Annotated in this window: 17 protein-coding genes; 8 read left to right on the top strand and 9 right to left on the bottom strand. The window is 68.2% G+C overall.

Annotation, left to right across the window (positions count from 1 at the left end; genetic code table 11):
* Positions 1-74 precede the first annotated feature (74 nt).
* A complete protein-coding gene (locus LTH93_RS11435; RefSeq protein WP_241471020.1) occupies positions 75-1,373 on the top strand; it encodes a hypothetical protein in 1,299 nt (432 codons plus the stop codon).
* On the opposite strand, the gene LTH93_RS11430 is transcribed toward LTH93_RS11435, so the two are convergent.
* Positions 1,360-4,095 carry a bifunctional GNAT family N-acetyltransferase/acetate--CoA ligase family protein gene (locus tag LTH93_RS11430; protein WP_241471019.1) on the bottom strand — a complete coding sequence of 912 codons (2,736 nt, stop codon included), beginning with the start codon at positions 4,093-4,095 and terminating at the stop codon, positions 1,360-1,362. The genes LTH93_RS11435 and LTH93_RS11430 overlap by 14 nt on opposite strands.
* Before the next feature lie 143 nt (positions 4,096-4,238).
* On the opposite strand from LTH93_RS11430, the gene LTH93_RS11425 reads away from it, so the two are divergent.
* The 3 genes from LTH93_RS11425 to LTH93_RS11415 all read left to right on the top strand — a co-directional run bounded on the left by LTH93_RS11425 (position 4,239) and on the right by LTH93_RS11415 (position 8,386).
* A complete protein-coding gene (locus LTH93_RS11425) occupies positions 4,239-6,803 on the top strand; it encodes a DNA gyrase/topoisomerase IV subunit A (RefSeq protein ID WP_241471018.1) in 2,565 nt (854 codons plus the stop codon).
* Positions 6,804-6,937: 134 nt separating this feature from the next.
* Positions 6,938-7,279, top strand: a complete 342-nt coding sequence (locus LTH93_RS11420; RefSeq protein ID WP_241464882.1) for a BlaI/MecI/CopY family transcriptional regulator — start codon at positions 6,938-6,940, stop codon at positions 7,277-7,279.
* A gap of 81 nt (positions 7,280-7,360) precedes the next feature.
* Entirely contained in the window at positions 7,361-8,386 is a 1,026-nt protein-coding gene (locus LTH93_RS11415) for a M56 family metallopeptidase (protein ID WP_241464883.1), read from the top strand.
* A 42-nt stretch (positions 8,387-8,428) separates the two neighbouring features.
* Here LTH93_RS11415 and LTH93_RS11410 read toward each other — a convergent pair whose 3' ends face one another.
* Both LTH93_RS11410 and LTH93_RS11405 read right to left on the bottom strand, forming a co-directional pair.
* On the bottom strand, positions 8,429-9,190 hold the full coding sequence (locus LTH93_RS11410) for an SDR family oxidoreductase (RefSeq protein ID WP_241471017.1): 762 nt from the start codon (positions 9,188-9,190) through the stop codon (positions 8,429-8,431).
* A 93-nt stretch (positions 9,191-9,283) separates the two neighbouring features.
* Positions 9,284-9,991: a beta-ketoacyl-ACP reductase gene (locus tag LTH93_RS11405; RefSeq protein WP_241464885.1), complete on the bottom strand. Its 708-nt coding sequence runs from the start codon at positions 9,989-9,991 to the stop codon at positions 9,284-9,286.
* A gap of 156 nt (positions 9,992-10,147) precedes the next feature.
* Here LTH93_RS11405 and LTH93_RS11400 point away from each other — a divergent pair, with 156 nt between their 5' ends.
* Genes LTH93_RS11400 through LTH93_RS11390 form a run of 3 tightly spaced genes read left to right on the top strand, consistent with a single transcriptional unit; the run spans position 10,148 to position 11,909 of the window.
* Entirely contained in the window at positions 10,148-10,663 is a 516-nt protein-coding gene (locus LTH93_RS11400; protein WP_241471016.1) for a DUF3099 domain-containing protein, read from the top strand.
* The gene (locus LTH93_RS11395) at positions 10,663-10,983 is read left to right on the top strand and encodes an acetone carboxylase (RefSeq protein WP_370642755.1); all 321 of its coding nucleotides are present in this window, start codon (positions 10,663-10,665) and stop codon (positions 10,981-10,983) included. Before LTH93_RS11400 ends, LTH93_RS11395 begins: the two co-directional genes overlap by 1 nt.
* Complete coding sequence (locus LTH93_RS11390; protein WP_241471015.1) at positions 10,980-11,909, top strand: SURF1 family cytochrome oxidase biogenesis protein; 930 nt, start codon at positions 10,980-10,982, stop codon at positions 11,907-11,909. Before LTH93_RS11395 ends, LTH93_RS11390 begins: the two co-directional genes overlap by 4 nt.
* A 137-nt stretch (positions 11,910-12,046) precedes the next feature.
* Here LTH93_RS11390 and LTH93_RS11385 read toward each other — a convergent pair whose 3' ends face one another.
* On the bottom strand, positions 12,047-13,645 hold the full coding sequence (locus LTH93_RS11385; RefSeq protein WP_241464889.1) for an ABC-F family ATP-binding cassette domain-containing protein: 1,599 nt from the start codon (positions 13,643-13,645) through the stop codon (positions 12,047-12,049).
* A gap of 65 nt (positions 13,646-13,710) precedes the next feature.
* Here LTH93_RS11385 and LTH93_RS11380 point away from each other — a divergent pair, with 65 nt between their 5' ends.
* Positions 13,711-14,400 carry an energy-coupling factor ABC transporter ATP-binding protein gene (locus LTH93_RS11380; RefSeq protein WP_241464890.1) on the top strand — a complete coding sequence of 230 codons (690 nt, stop codon included), beginning with the start codon at positions 13,711-13,713 and terminating at the stop codon, positions 14,398-14,400.
* A gap of 1 nt (position 14,401) precedes the next feature.
* Here the strand turns inward: LTH93_RS11380 and LTH93_RS11375 are convergent, their stop codons facing one another.
* The 5 genes from LTH93_RS11375 to LTH93_RS11355 all read right to left on the bottom strand — a co-directional run bounded on the left by LTH93_RS11375 (position 14,402) and on the right by LTH93_RS11355 (position 20,304).
* Positions 14,402-15,865 (bottom strand): sugar transferase, encoded by a 1,464-nt coding sequence (locus tag LTH93_RS11375; protein ID WP_241471014.1) that lies wholly within the window; start codon positions 15,863-15,865, stop codon positions 14,402-14,404.
* Positions 15,862-16,875, bottom strand: coding sequence for an ATP-grasp fold amidoligase family protein (locus LTH93_RS11370; protein ID WP_241471013.1), 1,014 nt, complete (start codon positions 16,873-16,875; stop codon positions 15,862-15,864). The genes LTH93_RS11375 and LTH93_RS11370 overlap by 4 nt, the downstream gene beginning before the upstream one ends.
* 91 nt (positions 16,876-16,966) lie before the next feature.
* A complete protein-coding gene (locus tag LTH93_RS11365; protein WP_241471012.1) occupies positions 16,967-17,863 on the bottom strand; it encodes an ATP-grasp fold amidoligase family protein in 897 nt (298 codons plus the stop codon).
* A 114-nt stretch (positions 17,864-17,977) separates the two neighbouring features.
* Positions 17,978-18,874 (bottom strand): ATP-grasp fold amidoligase family protein, encoded by an 897-nt coding sequence (locus tag LTH93_RS11360; protein WP_241471011.1) that lies wholly within the window; start codon positions 18,872-18,874, stop codon positions 17,978-17,980.
* Positions 18,875-18,879: 5 nt separating this feature from the next.
* Positions 18,880-20,304, bottom strand: coding sequence for a lipopolysaccharide biosynthesis protein (locus LTH93_RS11355; RefSeq protein WP_241471010.1), 1,425 nt, complete (start codon positions 20,302-20,304; stop codon positions 18,880-18,882).
* Positions 20,305-20,364: the final 60 nt, after the last annotated feature.

Raw genomic sequence — 20,364 nt, 5'->3', positions numbered from 1 at the left:
CCAGGATAGGTGGCGCTCTCCACAGTTGCGCATCGGACGTGGTGGGCGGGTGACTGCTCCGGCACGGTGTAGCCATGACTTTCGAGACTCCCGCCGCTCCCGGTCCGATCCGGCTGATCCGCTCGGCCTGGCAGACCGATGACCTGCACAGCGCCACCCGACTCTCGGCGCTGGTCGCCTCGGCGGCGCTGCTGCGGGTGCGCCGCGGGGTCTATGTCGACGCGGCCGCGTGGATCACGTCCCCGCCGTGGATCCGCGCGCAGATCGCGGTCGCCGCCATGGCGCACCGCCGGCCGAACTCGCTGTTCTGCCGCGAATCGGCCCTGCTGCTCCACGGGCTCCTGCTGACGACGACGCCTCCGCACGTCACCCTGCGCACGAACGACGCCAGCCTGGTCGGTATCGGCCGCCGCGAACCGATGACCGGGACCACGATTGCCGAGAACTGGCTCGCCGCCTACCGGACCAGACTCCACGATGACCACACGACGACGGCGGCTCTGCTGAACGTCCCGACCCGCCGCTTCGAGACGGTGCTGCCGCGCGGGATGACCCGCGGCGCCGCCCGGGAGGCCCAGCGGCGCGGCACAGGCCCACAAGCGCAGGTGCGGCTCCCCGCGTCGGCTCTGCCCGCGGTGGCCGGGCCCGAGCCGGGGTACCTGGTGGAGCCGCTGGAACTGGTCCTGCCCGACGCCGTCTCACGCATGCCCTTCCCCGACGCGGTGGCGGTCCTGGACGCGTTCCTGGCTCATCAGGCTCGGGGGAACCTCGCGGCGCCGCCTGACCCCGCTCCTGATCCCGTGACCTGGGGCGAGGCGTTCCTCTCGCACCGGCTCACCGGGCGCTGGAAGGCTGCGCTGGGCTTCGCCGATGCCCATGCCGAGTCCCCCGGCGAATCGGTCTCCCGAGCGCTGATCCACCAGCTGGGCTTCGCCGCCCCGACGCTGCAGGTGTGGATCGCCACGGATGTCGGGGATCAGCGCGTGGACTTCGAATGGACCGTGCAGGGCTCCTCCCGGACGTCACCCGAGGTGCAACGGATCGTCGGCGAGTTCGACGGGCGCGGGAAGTACTTCGACGAGGCGCTGCTGCGGGGCCGCCCCGCCAAGGAGGTGCACTACGCCGAGAAGCTCCGTGAGGACGCGATCCGCCGCACCGGACGCGGCATGGTGCGCTGGGACTGGACCGACCTCTCCCACCCGGAGGTGCTCGCGGCGAAGCTCGGCCAGGCCGGGGTGCCCCGGGTCCGGCCCGAATCCCTACCTACCACGGTGGTGATGCCCGGCACCTCTCCCCCGTGGTTGAATCTTCCGGCCGAAACGTCAGGACCGGATAACTCAACCACCCAGGAGGGGTGGGTCAGTAGCGGCTGATCGCGCGGCGGGCTGAGTCGGTGCGCTGCTCCGGGTTCGCGATCTCGATCGCGGCGTGCAGCACCTGCACGCCCTCCGGCGAGGCCAGCACCGGGGTCAGCTCCAGCGATGCCACCTGGGGGTGGTTGTCCTTGAGCGTGGCGACCCGCTGCAGCGTGTCCTCCAGTGCGACGATGTCCACCGCCGGGACGCCCTTATAGCCGAAGAGCCGCTTCGCCGCGCGCGGGCGGCGGACCAGCCCGCGCACGTCCTGGTCGGTCAGCGGCGGCACCGCATGCGCCCAGTCGTCGAGCAGCTCCACCGCGTCGCCGGAGAGTCCGAAGGAGACCACCGGGCCCATCAGCGGGTCCTCGATCGCGCGGATCACGCAGCCCTGTCCGGCCGGCGCCATGGACTGCAGCTCCAGGCCCCCGGCCCCGTAGTCGGCCAGGACCCGGCGCATCTCAGCGATCGTGCGGCGCAGCGCCTCGGGGTCCTCGATGTTCAGCTGGACCCCGCCGAGGTCCAGGCGGTGGCGCAGGTAGGTGTTGGTGGACTTCACCGCCACCGGATAGCCCAGCGTCTCCGCCGCGGCCAGGGCCTCCTCCTCAGTGGAGAACACCACCGAGCGCAGCATGGACAGCCCGTAGGCCTCCAGCAGCTCGGCGCAGCGCTCCGGCTCGAGCTGACGCAGCGTCGCGCCCTCGACCCCGTCGAGCCAGCCGTCGAGCAGCTCGTCGCCGCGCCGGGACACCGTGGTGCCCTCCAGCCCGACCGGAACATAGGGCTCCCCGATCCCCTCGGAGCGCCAACGCTGATAGCGCACGATCTTCGCCAGCGCGGTCAGCGAGCGTTCCGGGGAGGAGAACACCGGGAAGCCCTGCTGCAGCGACCCCTTCTCGATCACCGGCGCCGCGTTGCCGATGTGGTTCAGCGGCACGCTGGTGTCCAGCACCCCGATCCAGGAGGCCACCATCGGTTTGGTGTGCTGGCGCGCTGTCTGCGAGATCAGTCGGCTGTGGTCATAGTGCTCCCCGGTGACCGCCGGCTCCAGGCACAGCGCCACCGCGTCCACGTCCTCGGCGGTGAACAGCTTCTGCAGCGCTCCGGCCAGCGCGGCGTCGGCCTCGGCGCGGGGAAGATCAAGGTCCAGGTCCCCGACGACGTGGGTCGCGGTCAGGTCCAGGGTGCCGGCGGTGTCGGCCAGGATCCGGCTCATCGAGGGTGAGTTCGAGAGGATCCCGACGCGCCCGCCGCCGGGCAGCGGCTGGGTGGCGAGCACCTGGAGCACATCCATGAGCGAATCATGGTTGCCCACTTGGATCACCCCTGAATGCTCCAGCATCGAGTCCACCGCGCCCATCGGCGCCCTGGTGGTGCGGACCTCGTGGCCCGGGGGCAGGCTGCGCCCCATGACGTCGGACTTCGCCACGACGACCGGCTTGGTGCGCGAGAGCCTGCGCGCGATGCGGGAGAACTTGCGCGGATTGCCGAAGCTCTCCAGATAGACCCCGACGGCGCGGGTGGAGTCGTCGTCCTCGAAGTACTGCATCGCGTCATTGCCGGAGAGATCCGCGCGGTTGCCCGCGGAGATCACCGAGGACAGTCCCAGCTCGCGCCGGTTGGCCTGGGCGAAGAGCGAGACCCCGATCGAGGCGGACTGGCTGAACAGGCCCACGCCCCCGCGCAGCGGCATGGTCGGCGAGAGCGAGGCGTTCAGCGAGACGTCCGGGTCGGTGTTCAGCAGCCCGACCGAGGCCGGACCGATCACGCGCATCCCCCAGCGCCGGGCCAGGCGGACCAGCTCGCGCTGATCCAGCCGCTGATGGTCCTCCTCCTCGGCGTCGCGGCCAAGGTCGGGGGCGGTGATGATCAGGATCCCCTTGACCCCGTTGCGTCCGCAGTCGGCCACCACCTCGGTCAGGTGCTCGGCCGGAACTGCGACGACGGCGAGGTCCACCTCCTGCTTGATGTGCGCCAGGGAGGCATAGGCCTCCACCCCGCCGACCTCGAAGGCCTCCGGGTTCACCGAATGAACGCCCCCGGTGAAATGGCCTTCGATGAGGTTCTGCACCAGGTGATAGCCCACCGAGCCATACTCGCGGGACGCTCCGATGACCGCGACCTGTTCCGGGGCGAGCAGCTCGGCGATGCTGCGTGACTCGGCGCGATGCTCGCGGGCCTCCATCACCGCCCGGGAGCGCTCGGTGGGGTCGATGGGGAACTCCACCATGACCACACCGTCCTCGAAGCTGCGCTGGGTCTCATAGCCGGCCTCGGAGAAGACCCCCAGCATCTTGCGGTTCTCCGGCAGCACCTCGGCGGAGAACCGCTCAAGTCCTCGCTCGCGACCAGCCGCTGCCAGGTGCTCAAGAAGAATCGATCCAAGTCCGCGGCCCTGGTGCTGGTCAGAGATGTTGAACGAGACCTCTGCCTCCCGGGTGCCTTCGATGCGGTCATAACCGCCCACGCCGATGATCTCCTCGTCGAGCAGGATCACCATCGCGACCCGGTCGACGTGGTCCACCCGGGTGAACCGGGCGAGCTCCTTCTCGGTCAGCGCCGACTTGAAGGTGAAGTAGCGCAGGTAGATCGAGGACTCGGACTGGGAGGAATGCAGGCGCTGCAGCCGCTCCGCGTCCTCCGGGTTGATCGGGCGCAGTTGGGCCGCAGCCCCATCGCGCAGCACGACATCTGCTTCCCAGTGCGCCGGATATCCGCCGGTTCGGGGTGTCTCACCCATAGGATCAGACTAACCAACCCCGCCCCGAGATAGATACCCACCCTCCGAGCTGCACCAGATCACCGCACCTCCAGCTATTGTGAGACCCCCGCGGCTGACACCTGCACCTGCCCTCCGAGAGATACAGGACCAGCACACTCGCTATGGCCCGCCGTTCCAAGAGCGCCGACAGTCCCCCGGTCACCCCGGAGGAGAACATCATCGACATCGACGTCTCTGCGGAGATGGAGACCTCCTTCCTGGAGTACGCGTATTCGGTGATCTACTCGCGCGCCCTGCCCGACGCCCGCGACGGTCTCAAGCCGGTGCAGCGCCGGATCCTGTACATGATGGCGGACATGGGCCTGCGCCCGGAGAAGGGCCATGTGAAGTCGGCCCGAGTGGTCGGCGAGGTGATGGGCAAGCTGCACCCGCACGGCGACGCCGCGATCTATGACGCACTGGTCCGGATGGCTCAGTCCTTCGCCCTGCGGCTGCCGCTGGTGGACGGGCATGGCAACTTCGGCTCGCTCGACGACGGGCCCGCCGCCCCGCGCTACACCGAGGCGCGGATGACCGCCGCGGCACTGTCGATGACGGCCGACCTCGACGAGGACGTCGTGGACTTCGAGCCCAACTACGACAACCAGCTCACCCAGCCCGGCGTGCTGCCCAGCGCCTTCCCCAACCTGTTGGTCAACGGGGCCTCCGGGATCGCGGTGGGCATGGCCACGAACATGCCCCCGCACAACATGCGCGAGGTCATCAACGGCGCCAAGCATCTGATCCTGCACCCGGAGTCCACCCTCGAGGACCTCATCCGCCACATCCCCGGCCCCGACCTCCCCTCCGGCGGTCGGATCGTGGGACTCGACGGGATCCGCGACGCCTACCGCACCGGCCGCGGCTCGTTCAAGACCCGGGCCAAGGTCTCGATCGAGCAGGTCTCGGCCCGCAAGACCGGCATCGTGGTGACCCAGCTGCCCTACATGGTCGGGCCGGAGAAGGTCATCGAGAAGATCAAGGACGCGGTGCAGGCGAAGAAGCTCACCGGCATCTCCGACGTCTTGGACCTGACCGACCGCAAGCACGGGCTGCGGATGATCATCGAGCTCAAGGCGGGCTTCAACCCGCAGGCAGTGCTCGCCCAGCTCTACCGGCACACCCCGCTGGAGGACTCCTTCGGGATCAACAACGTCGCGCTGGTCAACGGCCAGCCGCGCACGCTGGGGCTGCTGGAGATGCTGCAGGTCTACGTGGACCACCGGCTGAACGTGGTCCGCCGGCGCAGCGCCTATCGGCTGCGCAAGCGCCAGGCCAGGCTGCACCTGGTCGAGGGGCTTCTCGTCGCGATCCTCGACATCGACGAGGTTATCCAGATCATCCGCGCCGCAGAGGACACCGCGGCGGCCCGGACCCGGCTGATGAGCATCTTCGATCTGAGCCAGGCGCAGGCCGATCACATCCTGGAGCTGCGCCTGCGCCAGCTGACCCGGTACTCCGCGCTGGAGCTGGAGCAGGAGAAGGAGCGCCTCGAGGCAGAGATCGCCGAGCTCGAAGCGATCCTCGGCTCTGAGGAGCGGCTGCGCGGCCTGGTCGCCGATGAGCTCGACGAGGTGGCCGCCAAATACGGCGATGACCGGCGCACCGAGCTGCTCGACGCCGAGGTCGCCCCGGCCCTCTCCGCGCAGCCGGACCCTGCTGCCCCCGCCGGCGGCGGATCCAGTCTGCAGATCCCCGACGCCGACTGTTGGGCGGTGCTCTCGAGCTCCGGCCAGCTGGCCCGCACCACCAACCGGTCCACGCTGGTGCACCCCACCCGGCGCGCCCGCCACGATGCGCTGACCTCGGCGGTGCCGACCACCGCCCGCGGCGAGATCGGGGCGGTCACCACCGCCGGTCGGATGATCCGCGTGCCGGTGGTGGACATGCCCGCCGTGGAGATGTCCTCCGGCGGCGTCAACCTCAACCAGGGGGTGAAGGCCAAGGAGTTCCTGCACCTGGAGAAGAACGAGGAGCTGCTCGCCTTCGTCCCGCTCGATGCTGTCATCGCCCTGGGCACCGCGCAGGGTCGGGTCAAACGGGTGAATCCGGACTACCCGCTGAACCGCGACGACTGGGAGGTCATCTCGCTCAAGGGCGAGGGACGTGCCCAGGACCGGGTCGTCGGAGCCGCTGTGGCGGCCGACGACGCCGACCAGCTCTGCTTCATCACCGCCGGCGCGCAGCTGCTGCGCTTCGAGGCCGCGCTGGTCCGCGCCCAGGGACGCACCGCGGCCGGGATGCTGGGGATCAAGCTCAGCCCCGAGGACACCGTCATCGCCTTCTCCGTGGTGCCCGCCGCGTCAGGCAGGGACCAGACGCAGGACCCCGCACAGGGCCACGAGGCAAGCTCCGCGGCCCTGGTGGTGACCCTCGCCGCCGGCGACACCCCGCTGGAAGGCTTCGAAGCGGGCAGCATCAAGCTCACCGACTTCTCGGAGTTCCCGGCCAAGGGTCGCGGCACCGCCGGGGTCCGGGCTCATCGCTTCATGCGCGGGGAGGACCACCTGAAGCTGGGCTGGGCCGGCATAGGACCCGCGCTCGGCGCTGCGAAGAACGGCGTCGCGCGGATCCTGCCCTCGGAGATGGTGCGCCGAGACGGTTCCGGAATACCGCTGGAACGTGGCGTCGACGCCGTCGCTCCGAGTCCGGAGGCGCTGGCAGCCGCAGCGGTCGCGGCAACATGACACGTGATTACTACATCGTGTAGAAATCACGGGCCAGCAGGGGTATCCTTTGACATTATCTGGCTGCGCAGCCGCTCTCAGCGGCCACCCCACCAGCACTGTTGATGTCTCGCCGCAAGAAGGAGCACCCCAAGATGGCCACTCTCGGAGGACTCGAGCGCTCGGTCATGAGCCTGCTCTGGGACGGCGCCGAATCGCTCAGCGCCAACGAGGTGCGTGACCGCCTCGGTGAGGATCTCGCCGTGACCACCGTGCTGACCGTGCTGTCCCGGCTGGAGCGCAAAGACATGGTTCGACGCGAACGCTCCACCCGCCCGCACCGCTACACCGCTGTCGCCTCCCGCGAGGAGCACACCGTAGAGATGCTCAACGAGGTGCTCGGCACCGCCGGAGACCGTGAAGCGGTGCTCGCCCGGTTCATCGGGGGCATTCCGGACTCCGAGGCCGCGGCCCTGCGCCGGCTGCTGCAGAAATAGCCGCCCAGTCACGGACGCTCGCGCGGGCGTGACCAGACCCACCGTGCGGAGACCGAGCTCCTCGGAGACTAAACTGATCCGGTGACCATCCTCGCCGTCTGCCTCGCCGCACTGGCCCTTGCCCTGGCCATCCCTGTGCCGCGGGTGCTGAGCCGGGCGAAGTTCCGCGCACGCTCCCCCTGGGCGGCGATGCTGCTCTGGCAGGCGATCGCGCTGGCCGGGGGACTCTCCATGGTCGGCGCCCCGATCGTGTACGGGCTCGGCCCCTTCGGAGACACGGTGCCGGGCGCCGCGGTGCACGTGCTTCGACTCTCAGCGGCGGCCGACTTCGCCGCGCTGGCCGAGCTTCCGGTCCATCCCGGCCACATCTTCGCACTGTGTCTGGGCGTGCTTCTGGGCTGTCACCTGCTGGCGACGCTGCTGCTCACCTACGTGCGAGTGCTGGGCCAGCGCCGACGCCACCGCGATGTGGTGCGTCTGCTCTCGACGCCGGTCCAGGGCGATCAGGCCGCGACCCTGGGGCGGCATCTGAACCTCTCCCCCGACCTGCTTCACGCCCACGTGCTCGAGCATGAGGCGCCGCTGGCCTATTGTCTGCCCGGTCGCACGAACTCTGGTTCGGTCACTGTGCTCTCCCGGGGACTGCTGGATCAGCTCTCCGAGGGGGAGCTCGCCGCCGTCGTCGCGCATGAGAAGACGCACCTCCAGCAGCGACACCATTTCCTGACCATGGCCTTCGAGGCCTGGTACCGGGCGCTGCCCTGGCTGCCCACCACCCGGCACGGTCGCGCCGCGGTCACCGAGCTCACCGAGATGCTGGCCGACGACGGCGCCCTGCGCGCCCACGCGCGCGAGGATCTGGTGCGCGCCCTGGCGCTGAGCTCCGCCGGGCTGGAGCACCGCGATGTTCGGCGGGACGGGTCCGCGACGGAGGCGTTCACCGGTGGGGCCGAGGTCCAGGAGCAGTCGGCCCTGATCACCACTGCCCGGCTGAGCAGGCTGCTGATCCCGCCCGAGCCGCTGGGCGGGCCAGCCCTGGCCGGGATCGTGGCGATCGTGGCGGCCTTGATCCTGGTCCCCACCGCCGCCCTGCTGCTGGGCCCCTGACCCCTCTGCGCGCGGAGCGGCTCAGCCCGAGCGCGGAGCGGCTCAGCCGTTGGCGGCCAGGAAGTCCTCGGCGCCCCCGACGAGCTCGGTGTGCCCCTGCGGAAGATCCTTGCGCCCGATGAGCGCTGCGATCTCGGCGGCGAACTCCTCGACGCTGTAGAGCTTCCCGGCGGCCTCGCGGCGGGTCTCGAGGGCGCCCGGCTCCGCGCGCTCGAGCAGCGTCGCGGTGATGGTTCCCTCGATCATGTCCCCGGAGACGATGGTCAGCGTGATGCCCTTGGCGTCGAGCTCTGGGACGAGTTCGAGCAGCGCGTCCTCGCCGGCCCGCTTGGAGCGTGCCACCGGCTCGTAGGCGTCCATGGTGGCCGTCTGCTTGATGAAGTGCGCCTGGTGGCTGGTCACGAACACGATCTGTGACCCTGCGGGCATCACCTCGAGGGCGGTGCGCGCCATCTGGACCTGGGCGTCCCGGTTGAGCTTCAGCGCGTAGTCCTCGCCGCGGCCGGACTCCATCCCTCCGGAGGCGTTGAGCACCAGCAGGTTCAGCGCACCGAAGTGCTCCACGGCGGCGTCGACCAGCGCCTGGGCGCCGGCGGCCTCGGTGAGGTCCGCACCCACGGCCACGGCGCGTCCACCGGAGGCCTCGATGCCGGCCACCACCTTCTTGGCCCGGGGCGCCTTCTGCCGGTAGTTCACGACGACGCCGGCGCCGCGGGCCCCGATCAGGGCTGCGGTGGCGGCGCCGATGCCGCGCGACGATCCGGTGATGATGGCGCCGGTTCCGGCGAGATCCTGCTCTGTCATGACGGTGTCCTCAGTTCTGCTTGTGCCTGATGCGTACGGGAGTGCGCGTGCTGGGGGTGCGGGTGCTGGGGAGTGCGGGCCGGCGGGGAGGGCTCAGTGGCCCATGCCCAGGCCGCCGTCGACCGGGATGACGGCGCCGGAGATGTAGCCGGCCTCCGCGGAGGCGAGCCAGCGGACCGCCGAGGCCACCTCGGTGGGCTCGGCGAAGCGTCCTGCGGGGATGTTCTGCAGGTACTTCGCCTGCGTCGCGTCGTCCAGCTCGTCGGTCATGTCGGATCGCACGAAGCCCGGGGAGACGACGTTTGCGGTGATGCCGCGGCTGCCGAGCTCTCGGGTCAGCGAGCGGGCCATGCCGATCAGCCCAGCTTTGGACGAGGCATAGTTGATCTGGCCCGGAGAGCCGTAGAGCCCGACCACCGAGGAGATCAGCACGACCCGGCCCTTCTTCATCCTGATCATGCCCTTGGAGGCGCGCTTGAGCACCCGGAAGGCACCGGTGAGGTTGGTGTCGAGCACGTCGGTGAAGTCCTCCTCGCTCATCCGCATCAGCAGTGTGTCGCGGGTGATGCCGGCATTGGCCACCAGGACCTCCACCGGACCGTGAGCCTGTTCGACCTCGGTGAAGGCTGCATCGACGGACGCGGCGTCGGTGACGTCCGCGGCCACGCCGAGCGCTCCCTCGGGGGCGTCTCCGTTGCGGGTGGTGACGGCAACCTTGTCCCCGTTGGCGATGAACGCCTCGGCGATGGCGCGGCCGATGCCACGGTTGCCGCCGGTGATCAGTACGCTGCGTGCGGTCATGAGTCTCCTTGTTACGGGTATGGGCACGATGCGACGCACGCGCTGAGCGGCGCCATCGGCTCTGAATCTCTTCTCGGCCCAACCCTATGCCAGCCCGTATGTGACCGTCGCGTCACATCGCCGTCGGACACCAGGTTGGGCCACTAGAATAGACCGGTGAGCGACCAGGTCCACTCGATCACTGATGCTCCCCAGAAGCACAGTGACGAGCAGCACTCAAGGATGGTGCGCTATGCGGTGTCTATGGGCATCCGCATGGTGTGTTTCATCCTTGCGGTGATCCTGCAGAACTGGATGACCTGGGTCTTGCTGGCTGCCGCAGTGGTGCTGCCCTATGTCGCGGTCACCACGGCCAATGTCGGCGCCGACCGGTATATGGGCCGTCGGCAGTCCGAGGACCTGAACTCCCCCGCGATGCTGGCCACCACCCATGAAGACGGTGAGCCCGAGGCTGACCGGCAGTGGTGGGAGGAGGACGAGCCCGCGCTTCACAACGGCGCCTCCAACGGTTTCTCCGAGTCCGAGGTGATCGCCGGCGAGCTGGTGGAGCCCGACGACCAGGAGGAACAGGGCGAGGGTTCCGAGGATCACACCAGGTCTCCGGATCCGGAGGAGCCCGCGCACCAGGACCGATCGACCCAGCCCCTCGATGATCAGGACTTGCACCGCTGATGGACCTCTTGAACACCCTGGGCGGCGACGGCGCACAGCCCGGACCGCAGAGTCCTCAATGCTCGCGCAAGGACTGCCGGTTCGACGCGACCTGGCAGGTGCTCTGGAACAACCCGAAGGTCCATGCGCCCGAGCGGCGCAAGATCTGGCTGGCGTGTGACGAGCACCGTCCCTGGCTGGAGAACTATCTCGCCCAGCGGCTCTTCTGGCGCAGCACCCAACCGCTCGACGCCGGCACCGCCCCCGAGTCCTTCAGCGACACCGCCCCCACCCGCGCTCCCAGCACCCCAGACGATGATCCGCATCGGAGGCAGCTGTGAGGCGCTACCGCTTTCTGCTGACCCCCACCTGGCTGGGCTGGCTGGGCATCTGTGTGCTCTTCGCCGTGGCCTGCGTGTTCCTCGGCCAGTGGCAGATCGACCGGCGCGAGGTCGCGCTGGAAGAGATCAACCGGATCGTGGAGAACTACGACCAGGACCCGATCCCCTACACCGAGGGCCGCGAGCTCTTCGATTCCGCCGATGAGCAGGACGAATGGACGGTGGTGGAGCTCACCGGCGAGTATCTCACGCAGGATTCCAGGCTGGTCCGCAACCGCGGCCACAGCGGCTCCGTGGGCTACGAATCGGTGGTCCCCTTCGCGGTGGCGGGCACCGAGGATGTGGTCGCCATCGACCGCGGCTGGCTGCCCACCGACAGCACCGACGGCTCCCGGCCGGCGCTGAATCCCGATCCGCCGGAGGGCGAAGTGGACCTGGTGGCTCGCATCCGTCCCGCGGAGCCGGAGATCAACCGGGACGCTCCGGAGGGCCAGCTGGCCTCCATCGACCTGGATGAGTACCAGGACCAGCTGGGGTATGACCTGCTGACCGGCGGTTATGGACTCATGGCGGAGGAATCACCGGCACCCGAGGTCGCCCCGCGGCAGCTGATCCGACCCTCCCAGGATGAGGGCCCGCACCTGTCCTACTCGATGCAGTGGATCACCTTCGGGCTGCTCGGCTTCATCGGATGGGGCTACGCCGCCCGGATCCACGCCCGCAACCGTGACTACGAGCAGGCCGAGGCGCTGATCTCCGGAGAGCCGCACCACGCTGAGGGGCCTGGCGCTCCGGTGCACGCGGCCTCCTCAGCCCCGGCGCAGGACCGGATCCGTGAGGCCAAGCGCCGGCAGCGGATCAAGACCGGCCGGCTCTCGGATGAGGACCTCGAAGACGCCTGGGTGGACCAGCGGCTGCACCGCTGAGGGGATGTTCTCCGCGGGCGGGTGCCCATCCTCGTCGGACTCCGCCTGCCGCCGCTGCTCGGATTCCTCGTCGAGCTGCCAGCGGGTGAGTTCTGTGCCTGGTCCGAGGCGGCAGGTCGGACCACGCAAGCCGAAGCTCAGGCGAGCGTGATGAGGTCTTCGTATTCCTTGGTGTAGAGGTCTTCCTCGCCATCGGGCAGCAGCAGAACTCGGTCGGGGCTCAGCGCCTCGACAGCACCCGGGTCGTGGCTGACCAGGACGACGGCGCCCTCGTAGGTGCGCAGCGCGGCGAGGATCTCCTCGCGGCTGGCCGGGTCCAGGTTGTTCGTCGGCTCGTCCAGCAGCAGCACGTTCGCGCTGGAGGCCACCAGCGAGGCCAGCGCCAGGCGGGTCTTCTCGCCGCCGGAGAGCACCGAGGCGGGCTTGCTGACGTCGTCGCCGGAGAACAGGAAGGACCCGAGGATCTTCCGCTGATCGGTGTCGTTGAGGAACGGGGCGGCGGTCTTCATGTTCTCCAGCACCGAGCTCTCGGTGTCCAGGGTGTCGTGCTCCTGGGCGAAGTAGCCGAGCTTGAGTCCGTGGCCGGAGATGACCCGTCCGGAGTCTGCCTCGGCGGCCCCGGCAAGCAGGCGCAGCAGCGTGGTCTTGCCCGCGCCGTTGTAGCCCAGGATCACCACGCGGGACCCGCGGTCGATCGCGAGGTCGAGCCCGGTGAAGATCTCCAGCGAGCCATAGGACTTCGAGAGTCCCTCGGCCATGAGCGGGGTCTTGCCGCAGGAGGACGGGGCGGGGAAGCGGATGTTCGCCACCCGCTCGGCGGCCCGCTCCCCTTCAAGTCCGGCCATCATCCGGTCGGCGCGCTTGAGCATGGACTGGGCGGCGACGGCCTTGGTGGCCTTGGCGCGCATCTTCTCGGCCTGGAAGCGCAGCGTGCTGGCCTTCTTCTCCGCGTTGGCGTATTCCCGCTTACGCCGAGCGGCGTCCTGCTCGCGCTGGACCAGGTACTTCTTCCAGCCCATGTTGTAGACATCGAGCGTGGTGCGGTTGCCGTCGAGGTAGAAGACCTTGTTCACGGTGGACTCGATGAGGTCCACGTCGTGGGAGATCATCAGGACTCCCCCTGCGTAGTTCTGCAGGTGATCGCGCAGCCAGACGATGGAGTCGGCGTCGAGGTGGTTGGTGGGCTCATCCAGCAGCAGCGTGTCGGCGTCGGAGAAGAGGATCCGGGCGAGCTCCACGCGGCGGCGCTGACCGCCGGAGAGGGTCTTCAGCGGCTGGGTGAGGATCCGTTCAGGCAGGTCCAGGTTGTTGCAGATCATGGCGGCCTCGGCCTCGGCGGAGTAGCCGCCGGCGGCGTCGAACCGGGTCTGGACCTTCCCGTACTGGGTCATGGCCTTGTCCCGCACGGCGTCGTCGGTGCTCATCATGTCCTGCTCGGCCTGGCGCAGCTTCGTGGTGATCACGTCGAGCTCGCGGGCGGAGAGGATCCGGTCGCGGGAGAGCTGCTCCATATCGTCGATCTTGGGGTCCTGCGGCAGGTAGCCGATGCTGCCGCGGCGCTCCACATGGCCGGCGGCGGGCTGGGTCAGCCCGGCCAGCACCTTGGTCATCGTCGTCTTGCCCGCGCCATTGCGACCGACGAGCCCGACCTTGTCACCGGAGTCGATCCGGAAGTTGACCTCGTCCATCAGCAGGCGCGCGCCGGCGCGGAGTTCGAGATTGGATACGCTGATCAACGGTGCAGCTTCCCTTCGGGCCGAACAGAGTGCGTCGGCCTGACAATTTCAGATGGGTGGGTTTGGTGGACAACCTCTCTAGTGTAACGACGACGCTCGATGCCGTCGCATTCGACGTCGATACGGCCGAGGGCGGGAGACGCCGGATCCTGCATCCACTGACCCTGACTCTGCACCAGCACCGGATCGCCGTGATCGGCGCCAACGGCTCGGGCAAGTCCACGCTGCTGCGTCTGATCGCCGGTCTGGTGGCGCCCTCGCAGGGATCCCTCCAGCTCAGGCCTGCTGGCGTGCGCTCCGGGTTCATCTTCGCCAACCCGCAGGCTCAACTGATCATGCCGGTGGTCGGTGAGGACATCGCGTTCTCGCTGCGCCGCAGCATCAGATCGGCCGCAGGGCGGCGTGAGCGCAGTCGTGAGATCTTGGACACCATGGGGCTCGGGGACCGTGAGGATTCGAGCATCTATGACCTCTCCTCCGGAGAGCGGCAGAAGGTCGCCCTCGCCGGAGTCCTGGCTGCCGAGCCGGAGCTGGTCCTGGCCGATGAGCCCACCACCCTGCTGGATCTGCGCAGCACCGTGGAGTTCACCGAGCTGCTGATGGGTCTCGACGCGCCGATGATCGTGGCCACCCATGACCTCGAGCTCGCGGCGCGAGCCGAACGGGTGCTGGTCTTCGAAGCGGGCCGGCTCATCGCCGACGACGCGCCCGCCCCGGCGATCGCCCGCTACCGCGAGATCGCCGGCGCACTCTGAGTCAGTAGGCCCCGGCCCCGCCGAAGACCGCCCGCGCGGTGCGCAGCACGATCTGAATGTCTCCCAGCAGCGTCCAGTTCTCAACGTAGTAGAGGTCCAGCCTCACGCTCTCCTCCCAGGAGAGGTCCGAGCGACCGGCCACCTGCCACAGCCCGGTGATCCCGGGCTTGACCAGCAGCCGCCGGTGCGTGTGGTCGTCGTAGGCCTCCACCTCACGGGGCAGCGGCGGGCGCGGCCCCACCACTGACATCTCCCCGCGCAGCACGTTGTAGAACTGCGGCAGCTCATCCAGGCTCAGCCGGCGCAGCACTGCACCGATCCGGGTGACCCGAGGATCCCTGCGCATCTTGAAGAGCACCCCGTTGCCTTCCGAACGCTCCTCCAGCAGCGAGAGATGTTCTTCGGCGTCGACCACCATGGAGCGGAACTTGAGCATCGAGAACCGTGAGTGATTGATCCCGACGCGCTCCTGCCGGAAGAGCACCGGTCCTGGGCTGTCCAGCCGGACCCAGAGCGCGATGGTGATCAGCAGCGGGGCAAGCATCAGCAGCGCCAGCGCGGAGAAGACGACGTCGAAGGTGCGCTTGGTCAGCCGCGCCGTCCCGGTCAGTCGTGGGTAGGCCACGTGCAGCAGGGGGACTCCCGCGACCATGTTGGAAGTGATCCGCGAGCCGGCAGTCTCTGTGATGGAGGGCACCACGACGAGGTTCACATCCAGCGCGTCCAGCGCCCACCCCAGCTCCCGTACCCCCTGGGCGGAGAACAGGTCCGTCTCCGTCAGCAGCACCAGATCAGCGGCGCTGCGGGTGACGACGTCCACGATCTGCGCGACGACGCGCTCCCTGGTCTCGACGTCAGCACCGGTGTGATCGCCCTGGACCTCGTGGATCGCCGTGACGGTAGTGCCGGTGACCGTCTTGGATCCCCGCACTGCCGAGACGACATGACGGACCTTTCGGGGATTTCCGACCACCACGGCACGATGGGTCCACTTTCCTCGACGCCACTGGGCGTGGAGCATCCGGCGCCACAGCCAACGAGCCATCAGCACGGCGATCGTCCCGATCGGCAGCGACCAGATGAGGTGTTCGCGGGTGACGGCCAGGTCGAGAGCGACCAGCGCGGTGAACAACAGACCGAAGCTCGTGAGCGTGGCGACCAGCACTCTCCGGTATTCCGTGACATCAGCCCCGATATGCCGCCAATCCCGGGACCGGCTCACGCTGAGCGCGGCGATCCAGAGCACACCGAGCACAGCGGTGGTGACCACCGGCGCTTCGGGCAGCGCCAACAGGTGGACCACGGTCAGGACACCGGCGATGACCGTGAGATCCGTGACCACCAGCCGCCTGGCGTAGCCTCGCTGCCAGCGGCGCGCCGAGGCGGGGCCCGCCGGTGAGCCCATCCAATCGAGTCTCGGCTCCGCGCTGGCGATGTTCACCGCAGAAGAGGGCTGGCTGGTCATGGAACAGCCCCCTCTGTCACTGCCCGGACCGGAAGGCGGCCGGGAACAGCCCGGTCGGAAGCATCGGTGGGCCTGTGGAAGGCGACGGTATTGTCCAGATCGACCGTGCCATCCGACGAGGCTGCATCGGACGCGTCGATGACGCGCGGCAGCTCTGCCGGGTACTCATTGACCGTGTCGAATCCAGCCCACCAGGCGCCCAGCTGCAGATCTACCGTGTCCGGGGTGAATGGATCCATCCCGCCGGAGGGGTAGGGAGTGAGCTCCCCGAACCACACTTCGCCATCAAGGTTGTAGAGGTCCACGCGCATGAAGTCGTAACCGGCACCGAGGGTCTCGACGGCTCGCACCATGTCCTCGAAGTTCTTCGGTCGCGGGACAGCTGCTCCCCGCGGCGCACCATTCTCCATGTCCAGAGCCTCCCAGTCGCGGTTGTAGAACATCTCCTCGAAGCTGCCGTTGAAGCGGCCGCTGTCGGTGTGCAGTATCTTCAGCTGCCCGTGAAAGACGTAGAACTTGTAGTCGATCAGCGGCGCACCGTTCCCGATGCGCGGTTCGATGATCAGCTCACGCCGCGCGGTGCGGTACGCCCACTCCCCGACAGCGATCCGGTCATACGGGCGCAGCCATCCTCGCGTCACTTCCTGCAGCTCCTCCACGGTCGTCCCGCGGTCCCCGAAATGCACGGTTCTGCTGCCATGGTTCGGCTTGAGCACCCAGTGATCGGGCAGCGTCGAGAGATCCAGCTGGTTCAGATCGGTGCCGCGCCACAGCGTCTCTGGAACGTTGATCCATGGTGTTCGCTCGGCGGCGTAGTCCTTCATCGCACGCTTGTCGCAGGTCCAGGCGATCTCCGGACTGCGGTCCTGAAGCATCCGCCGGGTCAGGAACTCGGTGAACCGAGCCGGCGTCTTGAAGTTCCCCCACCGGCCGAACCTGCGGCGGTACATGATCCGCCGCAGAACGGGATCAGGGATGGGTGTCAGGAGTCGGAGAAATGAGGAGCGCATGGTGATCATCCTTCTGGGGGAGCGGCCCGTGTGGCAGGCATCGAAGACGGTGCAGGTTCGGTGGGTGCGGCTGTCGGGGTGGTCTGGGTGATCACGGGAGGGACGGCGCCTCCTCGGTCAGGCCTCGCAGCTCTTCCGGGTACTCCTTGAGGGTGTCGAATCCAGCCCACCAGGCGCCCAGCTGCAGATCCACCGACTCCGGAGTGAAGAGATCCATCCCGCCGGAGGGGTAGGGGGTCAGCTCCCCGAACCAAAGCTCCCCTTCAAGGTTGTAGAGGTCCACGCGCATGAAGTCGTAGCCAGCACCGAGCGTCTCCGCCGCGCGCATCATGTCCTCGAAGTTCTTCGGGCGGGAAGCGACCGCCCCTCGTGGGAGTTCACAGGTGATGTCCAGGGGCTCCCAGTCGCGGTCGTAGAACACCTCCTCGAACGGACCCGAGAAGCTGTCCAAGTCGGTGTGCAGGATCCGCGCTCGCCCGTGGAAGACGAAGATCTTGAAGTCTGTGAGCGGGAGGCCGTCGCCGATCCTGGGCTCGATGATGAGCTCACGCCGCGCCTGTCCGTAGGCCCACTCCCCCACCGCGATCCGGTCATAGGGAAGCAGCCATCCCTTGGTCACCCGGCGCAGGTCCGCCAGCGTCGTGCTGCGATCCCCCATATAGACGGCTTTGCTTCGATGGTTCGGCTTGATCACCCAGTGATCGGGCAGCGTCGAGAGATCCAGCTGGTTCAGATCAGTGCCGTGCCACAGCGTCTCTGGCACGTTGATCCATGGTGCTCGCTCGGCGGCGTACTCCTTCATCGCACGCTTGTCGCAGGTCCAGGCGATCTCCGGACTGCGGTCCTGAAGCATCCGCTGGGTCAGGAACTCGGTGAACCGCGAAGGTTTCTTGAAGTTCCCCCACCGTCCGAACTTGCGGCGATACATGATCTGCCGCAGTAACGGATCAGGGATGGGAGTCAGCAGTCGCCGGACTGAGGGGTGCATGGTGATTGCCTTTCTGGGGAGCGGCCTGCACGGCAGGCATCGGTGCTGGTGCAGGGTCGGTGAGTGGTGGACAGATTCATCTGACTCAGATGCCTGCCGGGGCGGTCTGGGTGATCATGGGAGAGATGGCGCCTCCTCGGTCAGGCCTCGCAGCTCTTCCGGGTACTCCTTGAGGGTGTCGAATCCAGCCCACCAGGCGCCCAGCTGCAGATCCACCGACTCCGGAGTGAAGAGATCCATTCCGCCGGAGGGGTAGGGGGTCAGCTCCCCGAACCACACTTCGCCGTCGATGGTGGACAGATCCACGCGCATGAAGTCGTAGCCAGCACCGAGCGTCTCCGCCGCACGCACCATCTCGTCGAACTTCTCCGGCCGTGGCTCTACAGCTCCCCGAGGTCCGCCATTGGTGATGTCCAGGGGCTCCCAGTCGCGGTTGTAGAACACCTCCGCGAAATTGTTCCTGAAGCGTCCCAAGTCGGTGTGCAGGATCTGGAAGCGGCCGTGGAAGACGAAGATGTTGAGTTCCCTCAGCGGAGCTCCATCCCCGATCCTCGGCTCGATGATGAGCTCACGCCGCGCCTGTCCGTAGGCCCACTCCCCCACCGCGATCCGGTCATACGGGCGCAGCCATCCCTTGGTCACCCGGCGCAGGTCCGCCAGGGTCGTGCTGCGATCCCCCATATAGACGGCTTTGCTTCGATGGTTCGGCTTGATCACCCAGTGATCGGGCAGCGTCGAGAGATCCAGCTCGTTCAGATCGGTGCCGTGCCACAGCGTCTCTGGAACGTTGATCCATGGTGTTCGCTCGGCGGCGTAGTCCTTCATCGCACGCTTGTCGCAGGTCCAGGCGATCTCTGGACTGCGGTCCTGAAGCATCCGCCGCGTCAGGAACTCGGTGAACCGCGAAGGTTTCTTGAAGTTCCCCCACCGGCCGAACCTGCGGCGGTACATGATCCGCCGCAGAACGGGATCAGGGATGGGGGTCAGCAGCCTGCGCAAGGAGGAGTGCATGGTCATTACCTCTCTAGAGGAGCTGCCTGCACGGCAGGCATCGGTGCTGGTGCAGGGTCGGTGGCTGGTGGGGCAGCGGGTGCTTCCGTGCGCGGGCGGCGGACAAGCCTGGAGGCCATGAGAAGTCCCGGGATGACCTGGGCGAGAGTCACTCCCAGGGCCATCGAGACTCCCGGAGCTGCGGGGCCCAGCCCCAGCTGTATGCCGAACAAGGTGCCCGGCACGACCAGGATGAGCAGCACCAGTGACATCGCCGCCTGGCGCCAGAATCCACGGCGGTCGGTGAAGAGATTGGTCTGGGTCAGATGTGCGGCCTGCGCGACGAGGGCCGCTCCGAGACCGAGGACGACGCCCCAGGAAGGTACGAGAGCGCCGCCGGTGACGAGACCTGCCACGGGCCGGGCGAAGATGATGAAGCCCAGAGCAGCGCAGGCGCCGAGCCCGGTGAGCAACAGATTCGCTCGTCGCCAGAGCTGTGGACTCGGGTCCACGGCGAAGCGCGGCCAGAGCACCGTCGCGGCCATATAGAGGACCGAGTAGATCGGCATGTAGAGCTGCAGGGCGATGGCGTATTCGCTCAGGTCCAGGGCTGTGGCTGCACTGGCCAGGACCAGCCTGCCGTGCTGCTCGGAGAGGACCATCCCGGCGGTGGCCAGCAGCACTGGGAGCCCGCCAAGCAGGATGAGTCTGATCGACGTCCCCTCGGCGATCTCCTCACGGCGCTCGTCGTGTTCAGCAGGCACGGAGCAGCCGTCCACGGGGTCTTCGTGCGCGGATCGCTCCGGTATGAGGATCGTACGGATGCCGATGCGCGGGTGCAGGAAGGCGAGGTAGCCGCAGACGCCGAGGAAGCCGAGCGTGCTCAGCGGCAGCCCGAGCGCCAGCCAGGCGACGGGCACGCCCAGCTGTCCGAGGGCGTAGACGACCAGCACGTTTCCGACCGAGGGGAGCAGCCCGAGCAGGACGAGAACATCCGAACGGTCTCGACCCACCAGCACTCGCTCCGCGATCCCCAGCGGAAGGCTCAGGAAGAAGACCCCCAATACCAGACTCATGACCAGGTCGACCTGTGGGGCGAGTGCTTCGGGAACTTCAAAGACTCTGGACCAGAATCCATACACCCCGCTCAGCGCCGCGGCCGTGGCACCGAGAAGTCCCACCGCGAGCAGCAGCAGGGCGGTGCGTCTGATGAGGGTGCGGACCTCCTCTGCGGCCCGTGCCGAACCATCAACCCGGGCCACCGCTCGAGCCACGGCGGCTCCCATGCCGAGATCGGCGAACGGGAGAGCAAGCTGCAGCTGGGCGACCAGGGTGATGAATCCGAACGCAAGCACCCCGGCATAGTGCACGGTGAGTCCCGCCGTGGTCAGTGCACAGAGCGCGCTGATCGGAAGCACGGCGATGCGCAGACCAGCGGTTCGCGCGAACATCGCGGTCCAGCTTCGGTGCGGCCCCGGTCTCGGCGGCCCCGGGTTCACCGATGCGGCGTG

Source organism: Nesterenkonia sp. DZ6 (genome assembly GCF_022565835.1).
Taxonomy (GTDB): Bacteria; Actinomycetota; Actinomycetes; order Actinomycetales; family Micrococcaceae; genus Nesterenkonia.
This window is presented reverse-complemented; position numbering and strand designations above follow the sequence as displayed.

Coding starts and splice junctions, on each gene's coding strand:
- LTH93_RS11435 (WP_241471020.1), top strand. CDS start 75: ATGACTTTCGAGACTCCCGCCGCTCCCGGTCCGATCCGGCTGATCCGC.
- LTH93_RS11430 (WP_241471019.1), bottom strand. CDS start 4,095: ATGGGTGAGACACCCCGAACCGGCGGATATCCGGCGCACTGGGAAGCA.
- LTH93_RS11425 (WP_241471018.1), top strand. CDS start 4,239: ATGGCCCGCCGTTCCAAGAGCGCCGACAGTCCCCCGGTCACCCCGGAG.
- LTH93_RS11420 (WP_241464882.1), top strand. CDS start 6,938: ATGGCCACTCTCGGAGGACTCGAGCGCTCGGTCATGAGCCTGCTCTGG.
- LTH93_RS11410 (WP_241471017.1), bottom strand. CDS start 9,190: ATGACAGAGCAGGATCTCGCCGGAACCGGCGCCATCATCACCGGATCG.
- LTH93_RS11405 (WP_241464885.1), bottom strand. CDS start 9,991: ATGACCGCACGCAGCGTACTGATCACCGGCGGCAACCGTGGCATCGGC.
- LTH93_RS11395 (WP_370642755.1), top strand. CDS start 10,663: ATGGACCTCTTGAACACCCTGGGCGGCGACGGCGCACAGCCCGGACCG.
- LTH93_RS11375 (WP_241471014.1), bottom strand. CDS start 15,865: ATGACCAGCCAGCCCTCTTCTGCGGTGAACATCGCCAGCGCGGAGCCG.
- LTH93_RS11370 (WP_241471013.1), bottom strand. CDS start 16,875: ATGCGCTCCTCATTTCTCCGACTCCTGACACCCATCCCTGATCCCGTT.
- LTH93_RS11365 (WP_241471012.1), bottom strand. CDS start 17,863: ATGCACCCCTCAGTCCGGCGACTGCTGACTCCCATCCCTGATCCGTTA.
- LTH93_RS11360 (WP_241471011.1), bottom strand. CDS start 18,874: ATGCACTCCTCCTTGCGCAGGCTGCTGACCCCCATCCCTGATCCCGTT.
- LTH93_RS11355 (WP_241471010.1), bottom strand. CDS start 20,304: ATGTTCGCGCGAACCGCTGGTCTGCGCATCGCCGTGCTTCCGATCAGC.